Raw genomic sequence first — 17,263 nt, forward strand, 5'->3', positions numbered from 1 at the left:
GAGGGTCTTGTGGTCGACGCCGATGCCGCGCTGGAACGGGTCGTTGAGGACGATCAGCCGTCCAGGAGGTTGCGGCCGAGACGGTCGGCCTCCTGGACGGTGAGCGGGTCGCCGTCGCTGATGTGGGACAGCGCGTTCAGCGGCGCGGGCCGGAGGCCGGCCCGCGCCACAGCGGAGGGGTGCCGGTCAGGAGGTCGGCTTTGCCTTCGGCTGGCCGAGTTTCTCGGCGGGCGCCTGCTGCACCTGGTTGGCGGGTGGGGCGGTGACCGAGACCGGGGTGCCGAAGTCGCTGAAGTCCGTCATGGTGGGGCGGCCGGCGTCTTCGAAGTCGACCTCCAGGTGCCGGACCCGGCCCTGGTCGTCCACGTCCACGACTCCTATGACCTCTGCTGACGAGCCGGCATCGTCGTCGGTGCCGGCCGTGGCCTCCAGCGAGAACGTGAACCGCTTGCCGGTCCAGCCCTGTCCCGAGGCGGCGCCGCTCTCGCGGACGTCGGTGGCCGTACGGAGCCGCTGCAGCGCCGCCTGCGGGTCCAGCGGGGCGAGCTTGACCAGGGCGACGGCCGGCGGTTCCTGCTCCAACGCGGCATCGCTGCGCGGGGAGACCATCCACGTGGCGGCGCCGCTGTCCTTGACATAGATCAGGTCGCCGAGGATCCGGGTCTCCGCCCCGTCGTTCCTCGTGATGACACCCGCCTGCCGGACGGGATCGAAGGCGCCGTCGAACTCCTTGTCGCGGGACGTGGTGTGAATGCGGTAGCTCTCCTGGCCGGTGTTCTCGACGGCGGCGACCACCTGAGCCTGCGCCGTGGACGGGGTGGCGGGCAGCACGACCGTGACCAAGGCCACCGCGGCGGCGGCGCCCAGCGCGGCGAGCGGGGCCAAGATCCTGGCCGGCCGACGTCTCGGCAGCGCCGGCATGACGTCGATGCCCGCCGGCCGGTCCTCGGTCGCCTTGGTGAGCAGCGTGCGGATTTCATGCTCGTTCATGGACGGCTCCTCGTGTTGGCTTCTCACCGGATCCCACTCCCTTCCTCCTCGATTCGGTTGACCAGCGTGCCGGGCGGGATCAGCCGCCGCATCGCCTGCAGGCCACGGTGCGTGTGGGTCTTGACCGTCCCCACCGAGCAGCCCATCAGGTCGGCGACCTCAGCCTCCGGAAGGTCCACGAAGAACCGCAGCACCAAAGCCGTCCGCTGCCTGACCGGCAGCTTCGCCAGCGCGTTCCGTACGTCCTCGGCCACGGCCCCGGCGTCTCCCAGATCGCCCGGACCGGGCAGATCGGGCAGCTCGGCCCGGGGGATCTCGCGGCGCCATCGCGCACGCCACCACGATCGGTACGTGTTGACAAGAATGCGGCGCAGGTAGGCGTCGGGGGCGCTGCTGGTATCCAGCCGGTGCCACACCCGATACAGCTTGCCCAGGCAGGACTGCACCAGATCTTCAGCCAGGTGCCAATCCCCCGTGAGCAGGACCGCCGTTCTCAGGTGGTGATCTCCCCGGTGCCGCACGAACTCCACGAATTCCGCGTCCACCAGCTCTCCTCTCCTTCATGGGACCACCTCCTGACACTCCTTGAGCTTCGTCCTGGGTTGACCGGAATCCCATGGATATTTCGGTCGATGCGGAGCCGTGCCCGGTTGCCGCGCCGCCCTGCCATTCGAGCGCGTCGACCGGACCCGTTCGACCACGTCGCCGTGGACGCGTACCGCGCGGTCAATGACGCCCGCCGCAGGCGCGGCCAATCCATCCGCACCATCCCCGCCGGAGTGCGGGTCTTCGTCGGCGCCGTCCGCAAGACCCTCGCAGACGCCCGGCTCACCGCCGCGGAGGGCAACCCCCGCTGACCCGCCCGACCACCCTGGAGAACGTCGTGTCGTCGCCCCAGCCCCCGACCGGCGACCCGCGTGTACTGGCCGTGTCGCCCACCGATCGCTAGCCGGGCGTCCCGTCGCGCTCGCTTCTTCGGGCGAGGCGCTGGGCCTGCCCGTTGTGCACATCGCTCACCCATTCCCAGCCGGGCTTGGCCGATGGGCCGATCCGCGGGTCGCTGGGATCCCGGCCGTCACGCAAGGCGAGCACGTACGCCCGATCCCGCTCGATCCGTGCGCGCACCTGATCAGCTCCGCCGACGGACCCGTGGCCCGGGACGAGGACGTCGACGCCGCCCGCCACCTCCTCGAACAGCCGCAGCGCTGCGAGGTAGTCCTCGATCGGGTCAGCGGTGCCGTCCAGGTCGAGCATCGGAACCAAGACATCGGAGAGCATGTCGCCGGCGACGAGAACCCCGCGTTCCTCGATGAACAGCGCCGCGTGGCCCGGTGCGTGCGCTTGATGCTCGATGATCCGGACGTGAGGGCCGCCCTCCCATGGAATCTGCGTCGTCTCGGCGGGCAGGGCGGTGATGAGGCCGAGCAGGTCCAGCGGTACCTGTCCGGCGATCTCCGTCTCCTGCAGGTGGGCGGCGATGTCGGCCTTCGCGCCCGGGTCGGACAGCTGATCCCGGACGGTGGCCGCACAGCGGGCCGTGCCGTAGCGAGGGGCCGCGCCGAGATGGGCGTGCCAGAGCAGATGATCCCAATCCGGATGCGTCGAGAAGCCTGCCACAACGGTCTGGCCCGAATCTGACAGGTCGTTCGCCAGGCAGGCCATCTCGTCGCCCGTTATCCCGGGGTCGATGAGCAACACGCCGGCCCGGCCCTGCACGACAACGGCGTTGCTCTGCACGAACTCGCTCTCGTGGACCAGCACGCCCTCCGCGACCTGCCTCAGCACGAGCTCGCCCCCTTTGCGTCCCGGATGGCGTAGCGATGCATCGTGACGCCCTGCTCGAACGATCGCTGCTCGAGCAGGTCGAGCTCGATCGGCATGTCGTAGTCGTCGAACAGCGGCCTGCCGAAGCCGAGGATCGCGGGGTGGGTCCAGAGCATCAACTCGTCAAGAAGCCCCGCCCGGAGCAACTGCGTCGCGAGCGCCGCGCCGCCCACGCTGATGCTGCCGTCGGTTCCGGCTCGCAGGGCGGCGAGCTGCTCGATCGCGTCGTCGCCGCCGATGATCCGGGTGTTGTGATCGGCGCTGAGGCGCGTGCGGGAGACAAGCACCTTGGGCTTGGCGGTCCAGATCTCGCCGTACTCGCGCATGTAGTCCGGCAACGACGCGTCCCCGCGCGCCCGTGGCCAGTACTCCTCCATGACCTCGTAGTAGACCCGGCCCTGGACCATGAGCTCGAGCGCCCGCGTCCGCGCATTAGCCTCGCGGTGCAGCTCCTCGCCGATGCGCAGCCACTCACCGGCACCGTTGTCCCCAGGAACTTGCTCGATCCGCAGGTCGAGGGACGCCTGCATCGAATAAACGAAGCGGCCCATCATCGCCCCATCCCAAGAGTGATTGCATTCTGCAACTACTATAGGGAGGACGAAATACCTGTCAAGGAGGAATCGTGGAACCACGGTCCGGGTGTCCGGTCAACGCCGCCGTCGAAGTGCTCGGAGATCGCTGGTCGTTGCTCGTGCTGCGCGACGTCATCTTCGGCGACCGCCGCTACTTCCGGGCGCTGCTCACCGGGTCGGTCGAGGGCATCGCTTCGAACATCCTCGCCGACCGCCTCGTGCGGCTCGTCGACGCGGGGCTCCTCACCCGCGGCACCGCCGCGCGGGGGCAGCGCGCTCGCTACAGCCTCACCGAAGCCGGGATCCAGACTCTTCCGATCATCTACGCCCTCGGCAACTGGGGCCTCGACTGGCGCCCGGGCAGCGACGAACTTCAGAGCCGGCAGCAGCTCATGCGCGAGGAGGGTCCGGCGTTCATCGAGGAGCTCATGGACGAGCTTCGCGTCCGCCACCTCGACGCCCCGCCGAAGCCGCACGACGGTCCAGGCCCGTTCGAACGCCTCGACGCCGCCTACGCCGCGACCGCCGAGCAAGAACACATCGATCAACGGTGACGGAACGGCCCCCGCCCTGACCTTCTTGGGCTCCGCCAGCTTGCCGTCACTGCGCGCAAGACGTCGCCGTCATGGGACGGACACACTGCCCTGCGAAACAGGCCTTGCACACCAGCCGGTTCCCTGCGGGGCGGTGCTCTTGAGGATCGTTGCCTAGATGACCCTCAGAGGTGGAACGCGAGATCAGACCTTGAAGGAAATGGCAGGTCACCCCCAGTCGCAGAAGTAGCCGTAGTGACCGATGCCGACCGGGTGGCCCACGGGGAGTGGGTCGCCCGTGAGCGGCGGGATCTCGACTGCGTCCCAGTCCAGCGTCCCGTCGGCGCGGAAATGCCGGGCGAGACGAACGACACTGTCGGACCGCCCATCCGAGTAGATGAACAGATCGAGGTCCACGCCGAAGGGAGGCTCCTCTGCCTGCGCCACCATCGGGGCCACGAGCCACGAGCAGGCCCAGCGCATCTCGTCCGGATCTGTGGTGACCACATGCTCGGAATGGCTGAACGAGCCCGATCCCGCCTCCATGATGAGCTCGTAATACGAGAAGGGCGGCTCCTTCTCCAGGGCGCCGGTGTCGTCGGCCCAGGCGTTCAGGGCGGCGACTCCGGCGCGCGCGGCGGCATGGCCAGGATCGGTTTCCAGCACGCTCGCGTACAGGGCTTGTGCTTCGTCATGTCGGCGGGCGAGCGTGTCGTCGTCCTCGCCATGCGCCATCGCGTGGTCGTCATCGATCTGCCAGAAAGCGATTTGCTGAACGAGCCGCCCAGCCAGGAGGACGGCGGCGAGCTGATCGTCAGGGCGGGCGCGCAGGGCGGCGCGGAGCCAGGGTTCCTCCGGCCAAGTGGCCAGGAAATCGCTGTCCATGGCGTCTTCCAGGGAGTCGGTCCTGAGCATGCACAGCAGGCGGCCCAGTTCGCGAGCGGCATCCGGGTTCCCGGCGGCAGCCGCGACCCGCAGCCTTGTGATCGTCTCCTCGATGATCGGCATGGCACGCCATGCTAGCGCCGGCTGGGTCGGCATCATCCGACGATGCGTTCGCGGGACGCCGCCCGTATGCCCCGGTGAGTGGCGGGCAGCGCGCGGCTGACCGCGGTGACCAGTAAGCCGGCAGCCGTTACGAATGTCAGACAAAGCACAGATTGCAACAGCCAGTGCATCCCGATCGGGTCGGTGATCCAGAGGGACGTTATCGCTGCTACGAAACTGGCGCCAGCCGTGGCCATGAAGGTCCTCCGCGCCAAAACCCCGTCAAGCGGTCGCTATATCGAGACAGCCTGCTCGGCCCGAGCAGGTCAACTATGACGGCGGCACCAGCCACGAACGAGAGGATCTTGCCGAAGCGGCCCCACCAGATCATCGACAGCCCCAGCAGGTCGTTTCCGAGGGTTGACCTGCCGTCGAACCACATGCCCCACGCCTCGAAGTAGCTGACGTTCGCCATGTTCGGAGCGTAGAAGCGGCACAGGACGCTGCCCAGTGACCCCCGGAGTCCGTTCCGGTACTCGCCGCGGCAACACCTCAAGACGCGGGCACCGAGGGATCGGCCATCCGTTGACCGAACTGACACCGCGGCATCCCCCCCAGATGGCGGGCGCTTTCGCACCTTTGTTGGAGCGCGCCATATCCAGAACGGGCGAGATCGAGTGATAAACGCATCGGATAATAAGATCTTTCCAACCGGCGCCCGGCGAGACATTAAGCAGACTTCAACTGCATTCAGTCCCTAGTCGATGAAGTCGATGTTCGGGTGCCGCGGGGATTCGCCGTCGAACAGGTGCCGGTCCCGTCCGCGAAGGTGCAGGTCGAAGAACGCGCCGATGTAGTCCCGTTGCGCGGCCAGCGAACGACGGGGATCGATGGTGCCGATGACCGCCTCACGCTTCTCCGGCGCCACGCGCGCGCCGAGTTGCGGCACGATGATCTGCAGATCGCTGTAGGCCATGTGCGTGCTGCCGCCGCGCAGGAGCAGATCCCGCTTCCAGCCTCGCTGGTTGGCCCAGAAGTCCGCCCAACTGCGGTCGAATTCGGGATGCCGGTGCGTGTGCTCGAGCGGTTTCCCGTTCTCGTCGACGCCCTCGGCGCCCATCAGGAGGAACGGCCTGTCCAGGCCGCGTTTCGTGACTTCGCCCGGCACGTAAGGGGTCCCCGGGGGATAGCCGAACGCGGTCGCCATCGCGCCGTCCAGGTTGATCCCGGCGTCGATGCGGCGGTCGTGGACCATCGTCTCGCCCGCGGTGAACCCGCCGTAGGAGTGCCCGTAGGCGCCGACCCGGGACAGGTCGAGCGACCGGCCGAGCCCGCGGGGGAGCGGCCGCTTGCCGGCGTCGGGGTTCTCGCCCCGGGTGATCTTCGTGAGCTGGTCGAGGACGAACCGGCTGTCGGCGACCCGGGCGTCGAGCGCCGTCTTCTCGAAGTCGGGGATTCCATCCCCGGACACCGCGAGTTCGAGCCGCCCGCCAGGGAACTCGACCGCCACGCTCTCGTAGGTGTGCGAGAGCGAGACGACCACGTAGCCGCGGCTCGCCAGATCGTCGACGATCGCCGTGTACGTCTCCCGCGGGCTGCCGAAGCCGGGGGAGAAGAGCGCGACCGGCTTCGGCGCGCCGTGCGCCACGGGGACGCCGGTCTCGGCCCTTCGCTTCGCCGATGCCCAGTCGATGGAGCCGGCCGGGAGATCGAGGTAGTCCTCGCCGGCCAGCGCCTGGTCGATGACGGTGCTCATGCCGGGCGTGAGCCACGGTGCCCGCGGGCCCCCGGCGAACCGGTCTGCCGGGTAGGTGATGGTGACCATGAGTTCCCGGCGGCGTTCCGGTTTCCACGGATCGGGGCGGGAGGGGTCGAGGAGGTGGAGGTCGGTGGTGCCGACGTCGTACCGGCCGGTGAGGGCCGGCGCGGTGAGCTTGGCCTGCTCCGCCGCCACGGCGGGAGCGGTCGCGGTGAGCCCGCCCGCGAGCGCGAGGCCCGCGATCAGCGCCGAACCTCGCACCACCCAGGTGTGTCTCGATGACACTGCTGGAGTCCTTCCGGATCGGGGCGGCCCAGCGGCCGCCTGCTTCCGACCCTGGCAGCGCCCCGGCACTACGCGCATCCTCCTTCGGATGGAGCCGTCTCATCCGTGAAGAGCACGGTAGGCCGACGCCGCCCCGGGGTGCGCAGCCACCTCGCCCGTGCCGATCAGTGCCCGGACGTCGAGGAACCGCGTCCCCAGCGCGGGCGCCGACACGAGGTCGGCGGCGTGGCCGACCAGCACGCGCGCCACGGCGGCCGCGACAGTCATCCGTGAGCTTGTGGCGGCCGAAGGCGCTGCTCGGGCAAAGGACCGTTTGTGCGAGTCGCGCGGTGTCGGGGTCCGTGTCGCCGGGGTGGCCCGGTGATCTCCCACGCCAGTATCCGCATCGCTCGACGTGGGACCGCCGTATGGGTGAATGGCCCAGCCGCCCACGAGCCATGCGTTGCCGCACCTTCGTCACGGTCAGGTTGGCAAGCCGGACCAGCCGGGGACCGGTCGTTGACCACACCGCCGTTGACACATTCCGATATGGGCATATGATGACGGCCATGGCACGAGCGGCGACGACCTCGGACGCGTTCAATGCGATCGCCGAGCCGCAGCGGCGGGAGATCCTGGTGCTGCTGCGGGGCGGCGAGCGGCCCGTGACCGAACTGGCGCGGGACCTGGGGATGAGCCAGCCACAGGCGTCCAAGCACCTGCGGGTGCTCCGCGAGGTCGGGCTGGTGCGGGTCCGCGGGGCGGGCAAGCAGCGGCTGTACGGCCTGGACGCCCGCGGGCTGCGGCCGATCCACGAGTGGGTGGGCGGCTTCGAGGAGTTCTGGAACGAGACCTTCGACCGGCTGGACGAGTACGTGCGAAATCTGAAGCAAGCAAATCAGGAGGAACCACCGGATGACGACGACCAGTAACGGCAGCGCGCCTGACCACATGACCGCGGACCGCGAGATCGTGCTCTCCCGGGCCATCGGCGCCCCACGGGAGCTGGTGTTCGAGGCGTTCACACAGGTTCGGCACCTGTCGCGGTGGTGGGGGCCGGAAGGGTTCACGACCACGACGCGGTCCTTCGAGTTCCGCGTCGGCGGGGCCTGGGCCTTCGTGATGCACGGGCCGGACGGGACCGACTACCAGGAGTGGATCACCTGGACCGAGATCGTCCCGCCGGAGCGGATCGCCCTGGTGCACGGCGCGTTCCGCGACGACCCCAACGCCTTCGAGTCGGTCCTGACCTTCGAACCGGCCGGCGAGGAGACCCGGATCGTGATGCGCACGGTGTTCCCCACCAGGGAGCTCCGTGAGGAGGCGGTGGAGAAATACCACGCGATCGAGGGCGGCGAGCAGACCCTGCGCAACCTGGCGGCCTACGTCGCCGAACTCACCTGCAACGAGACCACACCGAAGGGAGCGGAGGGCTGATGGCCGGGAAGGTGTTCTTCAGCGTGACGATGTCGCTCGACGGTTTCATGGCGCCGGAGGCCGTGCCCGTCGAGGACGTCTTCTCGCCCGAAGGTAAGAACGACCCGAGGGTCCAGCGCTGGATGACGAAGTGGTCGGAGCTGCAGGCGTGGGTGTTCCCGCAGCGGTGGTTCAGGGAGAACCTCAAGCTCGGCGAGGGCGGCGAGGAAGGACTCGACAACGACGTCGTCCGGGCTACGTACGAGCGCACCGGCGTGAGCGTCATGGGCAAGCGGATGTTCGACGGCGGCGAGCTGGCCTGGCCGGAGGAGGCGCCGTTCCACACCCCGGTGTTCGTCGTGACCCACACCAAGCGTGACCCGTGGGAGCGGCCGGGCGGCACGACCTTCCACTTCGTCAACGACGGCATCTTCAGCGCTCTCGACCAGGCCCGCGAGGCCGCCGGCGACCGCGACGTCCGCATCGCCGGCGGCGCCGAGACGATCCAGGAGTACCTGGACAGCGGCCTGATCGACGAGTTCTCGATCACCCTCGCGCCCGTGCTGTTCGGCACCGGCATCCGCCTGTTCGACCGCGTGGACCCGGCCCGCCTCGCCCTCCACCAGACCCGCACGGACACCTCATCCCGGGTGACCCACCTGGCCTACACCGTCAGGAAGCGGTAGCCGGCGCGGGCGACACACATCCGGGGCTTGCGCACGATCACCTCGGCGCGACGGTCTTCGAGAGCCTGGAGAGGCGATCGATCAACGCTGGGCCGTTGCGATGAGGCGTCGCAGTGCAGCGTGGGCGGGTGGGCCCCGTGGCCTTGCCGCTGGGCCGGCCGCGGACGCCGGCTTCTCCGACGTGGATGCCGCCGAGAGCGCGGCGTACTGCCCATCCGCGGGCGCGGCTGTGTGCTCCTTGAGCAGCAGCTCGTCCGCGGACTCCGTCGCCCAGGGCAACCGGACGGCGAGGTCGTCGCCGAGCCGCCACAGCTGGTTGTCCCAGCCGCGCGCACCGAGACTCACCGGGTGATGGGCCAGGTCGGGGTGCTGGTCACGCAGCAGCTCCCGCACCAACTCCACGGTGATCTCGATCTCGGTGTGCGTCATGCGGAGCAACATCAGCAGGATGACGGCAAGGGATTTCAGACCAAGCGGACCCAGGGTTTTGGGTGCTTCCCAGGTGGTCAGCTGTCGCTCGGGGTCGGTTTCCTCCTGCGCGGGAAGGCCCTGCAGGAGGGCGGTCATCGGGACGCCGACCACCAGGTCCTCGCCGGCCACCTGGATGACCTGGGCGAGACCGTGATGGGGGAGTAGCGTGAGGCAAATGGATCGTCGCATCTTCGGCCTGGAGAACGAGTACGGCGTGACCTGCACGTTCAGGGGCCAGCGCAGGCTGTCCCCCGACGAGGTGGCCCGGTACCTGTTCCGGCGGGTCGTGTCCTGGGGCCGCTCGAGCAACGTCTTCCTCCCCAACGGCGCCCGTCTGTACCTGGACGTCGGCAGCCATCCCGAGTACGCCACCCCCGAGTGCGACAACGTCATCGAGCTCGTCACCCACGACAAGGCCGGCGAGCGCATCCTCGAGGGCCTGCTCGTCGACGCCGAGAAGCGGCTGCGTGAAGAGGGCATCGCCGGCGACATCTACCTGTTCAAGAACAACACCGACTCGGCCGGCAACTCCTACGGCTGCCACGAGAACTACTGCGTGGGCCGGCACGGCGAGTTCGGCCGGCTGGCCGACGTACTGATCCCGTTCCTGGTCACCAGGCAGATCATCTGCGGGGCGGGCAAGGTGCTGCAGACGCCACGCGGCGCGGTCTACTGCGTCTCGCAGCGCGCCGAGCACATCTGGGAGGGCGTGTCGTCGGCCACCACCCGGTCCCGGCCGATCATCAACACCCGGGACGAGCCGCACGGTGACGCCGAACGGTTCCGCCGCCTGCACGTGATCGTCGGCGACTCCAACATGAGCGAGACCACCATGCTGCTCAAGGTCGGCGCCACCGACCTGGTGCTGCGCATGATCGAGGCCGGCACCGTGATGCGCGATATGAGCCTGGAGAACCCGATCCGGGCCATCCGCGAGGTCTCCCACGACATGACCGGACGCCGCCGGGTCCGCCTGGCCAACGGGCGCGAGGCCTCCAGCCTGGAGATCCAGCAGGAATACCTGTCCAAGGCGAAGGACTTCGTCGACCGCCGCGGCGGCGACGCCATCGCCCACCGGGTGCTGGAGCTGTGGGAGCGCACGCTCAACGCGGTCGACACCGGCAACCTCGACCTGGTCTCGCGCGAGATCGACTGGGTGACGAAATACCAGCTCATCGAGCGCTACCGGAAGAAGTACGACCTGCCGCTGTCCTCGCCCCGCGTGGCCCAGCTCGACCTCGCCTACCACGACATACACCGCAAGCGCGGCCTGTTCTACCTGCTACAGCGCCGCGGCTCGGTGGAGCGGGTGGCCTCCGACATCAAGATCTTCGAGGCCAAGTCGGTGCCGCCGCAGACCACCAGGGCGCGGCTGCGCGGCGAGTTCATCCGCAAGGCCCAGGAGAAGCGGCGCGACTTCACCGTCGACTGGGTGCACCTCAAGCTGAACGACCAGGCCCAGCGCACCGTCCTGTGCAAGGACCCGTTCCGCAGCGTCGACGAGCGGGTGGACAAGCTCATCGCCGGCATGTGACCGAGCGGCCGGCATCGCGTCATAGAACCTGTTGAGAGCACCTTCTTTGGTTGACGCTAACGGATACTCGTCGCAAGAGTATTTGCAGTAGTTGACCGATCTGAGTTCCCGAGTCGGCACCTCGACGTTGTCGGGAAGGTCCGGCCGGAGTTTCTCGGCGGTAGTGCCTTTGTCCGTGATGAACCGGAGTATGAACGTGCGAACGGGCACCAGTTCGTCATGGGTTCGAGCGCCTCTTTTTGATCTTGCTCTGGCTGGGGGTTCGTAGGGCGTGCTGGCCTAGAGGTGGTGCCAGGGATGGTTGCATCCGTTGATGCAATCTTGCAGTCGTCTGCGCATGTCGGCGGTGCCGAGCAGCGCGATCAGGAGGCGGAAGGATTTGATCCGCTCGGCCTGCGGCAGATGGATGATCTTGTTGAGCTGTCTGGGGAGGCCTGGGCGGGTGATGAGCATTGCAGGCGTGTGGGTCGGGCGAAGCCCGGCGCGGCGGATGCTCTCGGCGGTCTCCTCCTGGCTGGGGTGGGCTTGGATGCAGTAGTTGGAGAGCTCACGGAGGACCTGGCCCTCTGTTCGGCGGGGTTCAGGGAGCTGAACCAGGCGATGCCGGTCTCGAGTGCTTTCAGCTCCTGGGCGAGCTCGTTGAGGATCACAAGATGATCGCTGGTCATGGCCGCCCCCGTGCAGCTAGCTGATAACGGGTGAGTCTGCCAGGCCGGCTCGGCGACAGAGCTGACGGGCCTCTTTCAGGCTTCGGCGCGTGCTCGGGTTTGGGCGAGGCGGTAGGAGTCGGTGCCGGTCTCGATGATGTTGCCGGTGCTGAAACTCGTGAACACCCTCAAGCCGCCCACCCAGGTGCGGTCCACCCTAACGACCAAACGGTGCTCGCGGCTGCGCGATGCCGAGCAGGGGACGCTCGGGACGGTCCATACGTCCACAGATATCAACTCATCGACCAGCGCGTATTGGACGTATCACCCCTGGTCCTCCTAGCGTTCGTCGGGTGACGGAGCGACGCGCGATCCTCAGCGGATCGACCTTCGAGGAACAGATCAGGTATGCCGGGGCTGTCGTCGACGGTGACCGCGTGCACGTGCCGGGGGCGGCCACCGGGCTCGACCATTCGACCATGACGATCTCGGTCCTGATCAGGGAGCTCCGTGCGAACGAGGAGTTCGAGCAGGTCGACGAGTTGTTCGAGCGGATCTGGGGGTTCGAGCCGGACGGCCGGCCGATCAGCGCCGGGCTGATGCGGGCGCTGAGCCACGCGGGCAACTACGTCTCCGGCGCCTTCGACGGCGACCGGATGGTCGGGGCGTCGGTGGGCTTCTTCGGGCAGGACTCGACCCTGCACTCGAACACCACGGGCGCGGCGGCGGGACGGGGCATCGGCTTCGAACTGAAGCTGCACCAGCGGCTGTGGGCGCTCGACCGCGGGATCTCCCGGATCACCTGGACCTACGACCCGCTGGTCCGCCGCAACGCGCACTTCAACCTGGCCAAGCTGGGCGCGCGGCCGGCGGAGTACCTGCCGAACTTCTACGGCGTGATGGCTGACGCCATCAACCAGGGCGACGAGTCCGACCGGATCCTGGCCGTGTGGCCGCTGACCGATCCGCGGGTCGAGGCGGCGGTCCGGCGGGTGCCGTACCTGCCGGCGGTGCCGGAGGACGCTGTGGTGGGGCTGGGCGACGACGGCGACCGCCCGGTCGAGGGCCGTACCGACGGGCGCGTGGTGCTGGTCGCGGTCCCGGAAGACATCGAGCGGCTGCGCGGGGTGGACGCCGGCGCCGCCAAGGCGTGGCGGCACGCCGTGCGCGACGTACTGGGCGGCCTCATGGAGGAGGGCGCGACGGTGACCGGCTTCCATCGCAGGACGTACTACGTGGTGGAGAGGAACACTTGAAGATCACGGGGGTGGCGCTGCGGCGGATCGCGATGCCGCTGCCCACGTCGTGGCCGGCATCGGCTCGATCGGGCTCGCAGCCGCGCGCGGGCATGTTCGTGCTGGTCGTAAGGGGTGGACCGGCGCCTGGCCAACATCGGCCACCCGACCAGGGCAAAGCCCCCTAAACGGTACATAAACGGCCAAGAAAAATGCTCTAGCGGGTCACGTGCCCGCTCTCTCGTCATGAATCTGCGAACGCGGCTCGGACCGCTGGACCTCCTCCCACGCACGCGATGCCTTCATCCACAGGACGAGGTCGCTGACACCGTACGCCATGCCCAGAGCAGCGGCGAACAGCATCACCGGAACAGCCTCCGGCAATCGGAGTCCAAGCACGCCGATAACCGCCGCGAGAGTCGTCATCAGACCCGCGTACACGAAATGCCGTGCCGAACGCTGCCGCGCCGCCACGGGCCCGGCCTCCCGTACCCATCTGCCGAGCAGTCGCCCTGTTCCCATCCGGTACAGCTGAAGCGAAGCCGTGACAAGCCCGAAAGCCCCTAATACCCATGCGAAAACGGACACCACAGCTCCTTTCCGCGAGCGCGAACCCCGGATGCTAGTCTGTCTCCGGTGCCCTGAACGGATCAAGGGCCGTCCGACCGTAAGAGGCGGCCGCGGCTCCGGCACCCCCGGCTCATCCCGCACTGCCCCGTCTCTCCCTCATGCCGCCAGTTCACCGCCGCCGTTCCCGGAACCGGAATTCGGGGCGGGAATTCGAGTACGCGGAAACAATGCCCTGCGGCACAACCCCCTATGACCACGTCGGCGCAGGTGGCAGTGGATACGGCATAGGGGGCGGCATTGTTAGGGGTTGGAGTGCCGCAATTCCCTGGTTACGTTGGCCTGGCTCAACCGAATAACACCTGAAATGGGGTTATCAATGGCCGGCCAGCTCACGCACCAGGCGGTTTCCCATGCGCTGAAAGGCATCGTGGCGCGCGTACTGCAAGTCCCCGAGAGCACCATCACCGACGACGCCAGGATCACCGACCTGAGCCTCGTCGAATCCATCAAGCTGCTGCGGATCGCCGGGCGGATCGAGCGCACGTTCGGCATCGAGCTCGAGAACGAGGTGCTGTTCCGCAGCGGAACCCTGAGCGAGATCGCCGACGAGGTCTACCGGCTGTGCGGGCAGGAACAGGAGAAGGTTGCTTGAGCGCGCTCGTCCCGGCAGGCGTGCGGACGCTGGGTGAGATGTTCGTCCGCGCGGCCGAGCTGCATCCTGGTCAGGTCGCCGGCACCTTCTTCCCCGGCCACCGCCTGACCTTCCACGAGTTGCTCCGCGACGGCCGCGTCGCGGCCGCGCGCCTGCGGTCCCTCGGCGCGGAGCCCGGCACGCCGGTGGCCGTGCTCCTGCAGTCGCCGCTGGACTTCCTCCGGGTCACCGGCGGCATCGCGCTCGCGGGCGCGGTGCTGGTCCCCCTCGCCGTCTCCACGGGGTTCACCAAGGCGTTTCTGTCCCGGATGCGGCACGTGCTGGCCGACAGCGGCGCGCGGTTCGCCGTCATCGACGACCCGTACGCCGAGCCGCTCGCCGAGCTGGTGCCCGGCCTGCGGGTCGTGCCGGTCTCTCACCTCGCCGGCCCGTACGCGGGACTGCTCGTCGATCCCGGCGTCCTGGAGCTGCCGCAGGCCGGCGCCGACGACCTCGCGTTGATCCAGTACACCTCCGGCAGCACCTCGGCGCCCCGCGGCGTCGCGCTGACCCATCGCAACGTGCTGGCCGGCCTGCGCGTCATCCAGCGTGGGGCCGACGCGCGAGCCGACGACGTGGTCTGCCACTGGCTGCCGCTCTCCCACGACATGGGGTTGTTCTCCACGCTGGCGGCGGTCGGCGCCGGCGTCGCCGTCCACGTGTCCGCGCCGCAGGACTTCGTCAAGCGGCCGGACGACTGGCTGCGCTGGTTCTGCGACCTGCGCGCCACCATCTACGCGGGCCCGGCCTTCGGCTACGGCTACCTGCTCGACTCCATCCCCCCGGAGGAAGTGCCCGGCTACGACCTGTCCGCGGTGCGGGTCATGCTCAACGGCGCCGAGCCGATCGCCCCTGACCTGATCGCCGCCTTCCAGCAGCGCTTCGCGCCCGCCGGGCTCGACCCTCGCGCCATGACCCCCTGCTACGGCCTGGCCGAGGCCACCCTCGCGGTCACCTTCACCCCCGCGGGGGAGGAGGCCAGCGTCGACTGGGTGCGTCGCGACCTGCTCAACAACGCGGGACGGGCCGAGCCCGCCGACCGGGACGACCCCGCCGCGCGCGGCATCGTGAGCTGCGGCGTGCCCGTGCCCGGCGTCCAGGTGCGGATCGTCAAGGACGGCGTCGAGGCCGGCGAGAGGGTCGTCGGCGACATCGAGGTCCGGGGTGAGCCGGTGACGCGCGGCTACCACCGGCAGGCGCCCCTTCCGGCCGGCGGCTGGTGCCCCACGGGAGACCTCGGCTACCTGGCCGGCTCGGCGCTGCACGTCACGGGGCGGCGCAAAGAGATGATCATTCTCAACGGCCGCAACCACTATCCGGAGGACGTCGAGGTCAGGGTGCGCGAGGTGGCGGGGCTGTACCAGCGGCGGGCCGTCGCGGTCGTCCTGCCTGCCGACCCCGCCGCCGGCCGGCGCGAGCGCATCGCGGTGCTGGCTGAGGCCGCCCTGGCGCGGCCGCCGTACGGACAGCTCGTCTCCGACCTCAGGGCGGCGGCGGCCGAGGAGCTGGGCGGCGCCTCCGTCGACGTGGTGCTCCTGGGCAGGGGCGGGTTGCCGCGCACCACCAGCGGCAAGTTCCAGCGCCTGCTCATGCGCGACCACCTGCTCGCCGGCACGCTCGACCGGGTCCTCGAACACGTGACAGCGGACGAGCGCGTCAGGAGCGCCGCATGAACCGCTTCCCCGCCGCCGAGCAGCTCGAACTGGCCCTCGGCGACCCGCACCGGCCCACCGGCCCTCTCACGTTCGGCGCCGCGATGGCGGGCGACCACGCCGAACGCTGGCCGCACAGCTCGCTGGACCGGCTGCGGGCATGGGGCTACCCCGCCCACCTGGTGCCCGCCTCGCTCGGCGGCCGGCTGACCTCCCTGTAGGAGCTGCTGGCCCTCGGCAGGGTGGTGGCGCGCCGCGACCCGACCGTGGCCGTGATCGCGAACTCCCCGTGGGCGTCCGGCACGCCGGTGTGGCTCGCCGGGACGCCCGCCCAGCAGCGCGACTACGCCGACGCCGTCCTGCGCGGCCAGTGGATGTCGCTGGCGCTGACCGAGCTCGACAGGGGCGCCGACCTGCTGTCGAGCGACCTCACCGCGCGCCGCGTGAGCGGCGGGTACATGCTCGACGGCGCCAAGTGGGTGATCAACAACGTCCGGCTGGCCCGGTTCGTCTGCCTGCTCGTACGCGAGCCGTCCCTGACGGGGCTGCGCTCGCTGACCCTGCTGCTGGTGGACATGGAACGGCTGCCGGCCGGCAGCTACGAGCTGTTGCCCAGGATCCACACGCACGGGATCAGGGGCGCGGACATCGCGGGGGTACGGTTCCTGGACGCGTTCGTGCCGTCGTCGGCCGTGCTGGGGCGGCCCGGCCGCGGGCTGGACCTCACGATCCGCTCGCTGATGACCATCCGCACGCTGGTGCCGGGACTCAGCCTGGGCGCGTTCGACACCGGGTTGCGGTGCGCGTTCGACTTCCTGCGCCACCGCCGCGTGCGGCAGGAGCGGGCGATCGACCTGCCGCACGTCCGGGAGGAGCTCGCCGCCGCCGACCTGGACCTGCGCGTGGCCGAGACGGTGGCCACCTGCTGCGTGCGGATCCTGCAGCACCTGCCCGCCCTGGCCCCCATCGCCTCGGCGGTCGCCAAGTACCTGGTGCCGCACCTCGCCGAGCAGCGGCTGCGCCGCCTGGCCGGCGTGCTCGGGGCGCGCTACCTGCTGCGCCAGGACCACTGGTACGGCCTCTACGACAAGCTCGTACGCGACGCGCGGCTCTTCAGCCTGTTCGACGGCAGCGAGCCGGTCGTGCTCAGCTCGCTGGCGGCCCAGGTGTCGTGCCTGACCGAGCCGGGGACCGACCCCGGGGCGGCCGACGAGGTGTTCCAGCCGGCGTTCGCGCCGCGGCCGTACCCCTCGGGGCTGGCGGCACTGGGCACGGCGAGCGACCTCGACCCCGTCACCGCCGGTCTGGACGGCGCCTGCGCCGCGCTGGAGCTTCGGGCGGGATCCGGGCGCGCGGCCGCGCTGCTCCGGCAGGCGGGCCGCGACCTGCTCGCGGACGCGCGGCGCGACGTGGACCCGCGCTCCGAGGA

The 17,263-nt window shown here is 69.5% G+C and carries 22 protein-coding genes and 1 pseudogene; 11 read left to right on the plus strand and 12 right to left on the minus strand.

Annotated features, from left to right (window positions below; all coding sequences use genetic code 11):
• Positions 1 to 186: 186 nt before the first annotated feature.
• Both ACTWPW_RS31490 and ACTWPW_RS31495 read right to left on the minus strand, forming a co-directional pair.
• Positions 187 to 990 (minus strand): hypothetical protein, encoded by an 804-nt coding sequence (locus tag ACTWPW_RS31490; protein ID WP_443170757.1) that lies wholly within the window; start codon positions 988 to 990, stop codon positions 187 to 189.
• 23 nt (positions 991 to 1,013) lie between these two features.
• Entirely contained in the window at positions 1,014 to 1,535 is a 522-nt protein-coding gene (locus ACTWPW_RS31495; protein WP_443170758.1) for a SigE family RNA polymerase sigma factor, read from the minus strand.
• Positions 1,536 to 1,622: 87 nt separating this feature from the next.
• Between ACTWPW_RS31495 and ACTWPW_RS31500 the strand changes: the two genes are divergently transcribed.
• Complete coding sequence (locus tag ACTWPW_RS31500) at positions 1,623 to 1,847, plus strand: hypothetical protein (RefSeq protein WP_443170759.1); 225 nt, start codon at positions 1,623 to 1,625, stop codon at positions 1,845 to 1,847.
• A gap of 88 nt (positions 1,848 to 1,935) precedes the next feature.
• Here ACTWPW_RS31500 and ACTWPW_RS31505 read toward each other — a convergent pair whose 3' ends face one another.
• Complete coding sequence (locus ACTWPW_RS31505) at positions 1,936 to 2,751, minus strand: MBL fold metallo-hydrolase (protein WP_443170760.1); 816 nt, start codon at positions 2,749 to 2,751, stop codon at positions 1,936 to 1,938.
• 17 nt (positions 2,752 to 2,768) lie between these two features.
• A complete protein-coding gene (locus ACTWPW_RS31510; RefSeq protein ID WP_443170761.1) occupies positions 2,769 to 3,368 on the minus strand; it encodes a dihydrofolate reductase family protein in 600 nt (199 codons plus the stop codon).
• Positions 3,369 to 3,439: 71 nt separating this feature from the next.
• On the opposite strand from ACTWPW_RS31510, the gene ACTWPW_RS31515 reads away from it, so the two are divergent.
• Positions 3,440 to 3,943, plus strand: coding sequence for a winged helix-turn-helix transcriptional regulator (locus ACTWPW_RS31515; RefSeq protein WP_375112473.1), 504 nt, complete (start codon positions 3,440 to 3,442; stop codon positions 3,941 to 3,943).
• Between the two features lie 207 nt (positions 3,944 to 4,150).
• On the opposite strand, the gene ACTWPW_RS31520 is transcribed toward ACTWPW_RS31515, so the two are convergent.
• The 4 genes from ACTWPW_RS31520 to ACTWPW_RS31535 all read right to left on the minus strand — a co-directional run bounded on the left by ACTWPW_RS31520 (position 4,151) and on the right by ACTWPW_RS31535 (position 7,220).
• Positions 4,151 to 4,930, minus strand: a complete 780-nt coding sequence (locus ACTWPW_RS31520; protein WP_443170762.1) for a hypothetical protein — start codon at positions 4,928 to 4,930, stop codon at positions 4,151 to 4,153.
• Positions 4,931 to 5,138: 208 nt separating this feature from the next.
• On the minus strand, positions 5,139 to 5,384 hold the full coding sequence (locus ACTWPW_RS31525) for a hypothetical protein (protein ID WP_443170763.1): 246 nt from the start codon (positions 5,382 to 5,384) through the stop codon (positions 5,139 to 5,141).
• 282 nt (positions 5,385 to 5,666) lie between these two features.
• Positions 5,667 to 6,953, minus strand: coding sequence for an alpha/beta hydrolase family protein (locus ACTWPW_RS31530; RefSeq protein WP_443170764.1), 1,287 nt, complete (start codon positions 6,951 to 6,953; stop codon positions 5,667 to 5,669).
• A 99-nt stretch (positions 6,954 to 7,052) separates the two neighbouring features.
• Positions 7,053 to 7,220, minus strand: a complete 168-nt coding sequence (locus tag ACTWPW_RS31535; protein WP_443170765.1) for a hypothetical protein — start codon at positions 7,218 to 7,220, stop codon at positions 7,053 to 7,055.
• 281 nt (positions 7,221 to 7,501) lie between these two features.
• Here ACTWPW_RS31535 and ACTWPW_RS31540 point away from each other — a divergent pair, with 281 nt between their 5' ends.
• Genes ACTWPW_RS31540 through ACTWPW_RS31550 form a run of 3 tightly spaced genes read left to right on the plus strand, consistent with a single transcriptional unit; the run spans position 7,502 to position 9,034 of the window.
• Entirely contained in the window at positions 7,502 to 7,864 is a 363-nt protein-coding gene (locus ACTWPW_RS31540; protein WP_443170766.1) for an ArsR/SmtB family transcription factor, read from the plus strand.
• Positions 7,848 to 8,369: an SRPBCC family protein gene (locus tag ACTWPW_RS31545; protein WP_375112467.1), complete on the plus strand. Its 522-nt coding sequence runs from the start codon at positions 7,848 to 7,850 to the stop codon at positions 8,367 to 8,369. The genes ACTWPW_RS31540 and ACTWPW_RS31545 overlap by 17 nt, the downstream gene beginning before the upstream one ends.
• Positions 8,369 to 9,034: a dihydrofolate reductase family protein gene (locus ACTWPW_RS31550; RefSeq protein ID WP_443170767.1), complete on the plus strand. Its 666-nt coding sequence runs from the start codon at positions 8,369 to 8,371 to the stop codon at positions 9,032 to 9,034. Before ACTWPW_RS31545 ends, ACTWPW_RS31550 begins: the two co-directional genes overlap by 1 nt.
• Before the next feature lie 81 nt (positions 9,035 to 9,115).
• On the opposite strand, the gene ACTWPW_RS31555 is transcribed toward ACTWPW_RS31550, so the two are convergent.
• Positions 9,116 to 9,634 (minus strand): hypothetical protein, encoded by a 519-nt coding sequence (locus tag ACTWPW_RS31555; RefSeq protein WP_443170768.1) that lies wholly within the window; start codon positions 9,632 to 9,634, stop codon positions 9,116 to 9,118.
• Positions 9,635 to 9,680: 46 nt separating this feature from the next.
• On the opposite strand from ACTWPW_RS31555, the gene pafA reads away from it, so the two are divergent.
• Positions 9,681 to 11,039: a Pup--protein ligase gene (gene pafA, locus ACTWPW_RS31560; RefSeq protein WP_443170769.1), complete on the plus strand. Its 1,359-nt coding sequence runs from the start codon at positions 9,681 to 9,683 to the stop codon at positions 11,037 to 11,039.
• 15 nt (positions 11,040 to 11,054) lie between these two features.
• Here pafA and ACTWPW_RS31565 read toward each other — a convergent pair.
• Positions 11,055 to 11,249: pseudogene (locus ACTWPW_RS31565) on the minus strand (NucA/NucB deoxyribonuclease domain-containing protein); the annotation flags it as partial.
• Positions 11,250 to 11,318: 69 nt separating this feature from the next.
• A complete protein-coding gene (locus tag ACTWPW_RS31570) occupies positions 11,319 to 11,723 on the minus strand; it encodes a DUF5958 family protein (protein WP_443170776.1) in 405 nt (134 codons plus the stop codon).
• Between the two features lie 316 nt (positions 11,724 to 12,039).
• Between ACTWPW_RS31570 and ACTWPW_RS31575 the strand changes: the two genes are divergently transcribed.
• A complete protein-coding gene (locus ACTWPW_RS31575; protein WP_443170770.1) occupies positions 12,040 to 12,942 on the plus strand; it encodes a GNAT family N-acetyltransferase in 903 nt (300 codons plus the stop codon).
• 204 nt (positions 12,943 to 13,146) lie between these two features.
• On the opposite strand, the gene ACTWPW_RS31580 is transcribed toward ACTWPW_RS31575, so the two are convergent.
• Complete coding sequence (locus ACTWPW_RS31580) at positions 13,147 to 13,509, minus strand: hypothetical protein (RefSeq protein ID WP_443170771.1); 363 nt, start codon at positions 13,507 to 13,509, stop codon at positions 13,147 to 13,149.
• A gap of 358 nt (positions 13,510 to 13,867) precedes the next feature.
• Here ACTWPW_RS31580 and ACTWPW_RS31585 point away from each other — a divergent pair, with 358 nt between their 5' ends.
• The 4 genes from ACTWPW_RS31585 to ACTWPW_RS31600 form a co-directional block, all read left to right on the plus strand.
• A complete protein-coding gene (locus ACTWPW_RS31585; RefSeq protein WP_375112460.1) occupies positions 13,868 to 14,143 on the plus strand; it encodes an acyl carrier protein in 276 nt (91 codons plus the stop codon).
• The gene (locus ACTWPW_RS31590; protein ID WP_443170772.1) at positions 14,140 to 15,855 is read left to right on the plus strand and encodes an AMP-binding protein; all 1,716 of its coding nucleotides are present in this window, start codon (positions 14,140 to 14,142) and stop codon (positions 15,853 to 15,855) included. The genes ACTWPW_RS31585 and ACTWPW_RS31590 overlap by 4 nt, the downstream gene beginning before the upstream one ends.
• Positions 15,852 to 16,055, plus strand: a complete 204-nt coding sequence (locus tag ACTWPW_RS31595; RefSeq protein ID WP_443170773.1) for a hypothetical protein — start codon at positions 15,852 to 15,854, stop codon at positions 16,053 to 16,055. The genes ACTWPW_RS31590 and ACTWPW_RS31595 overlap by 4 nt, the downstream gene beginning before the upstream one ends.
• Positions 16,056 to 16,079: 24 nt before the next feature.
• Positions 16,080 to 17,263, plus strand: a 1,184-nt coding sequence (locus ACTWPW_RS31600) for an acyl-CoA dehydrogenase (RefSeq protein WP_443170774.1), incomplete at its 3' end; no start/stop codon positions are given.

Origin of the sequence: Nonomuraea sp. KM90, from assembly GCF_052246675.1 — a bacterium.
In the GTDB taxonomy this organism is placed as follows: domain Bacteria; phylum Actinomycetota; class Actinomycetes; order Streptosporangiales; family Streptosporangiaceae; genus Nonomuraea.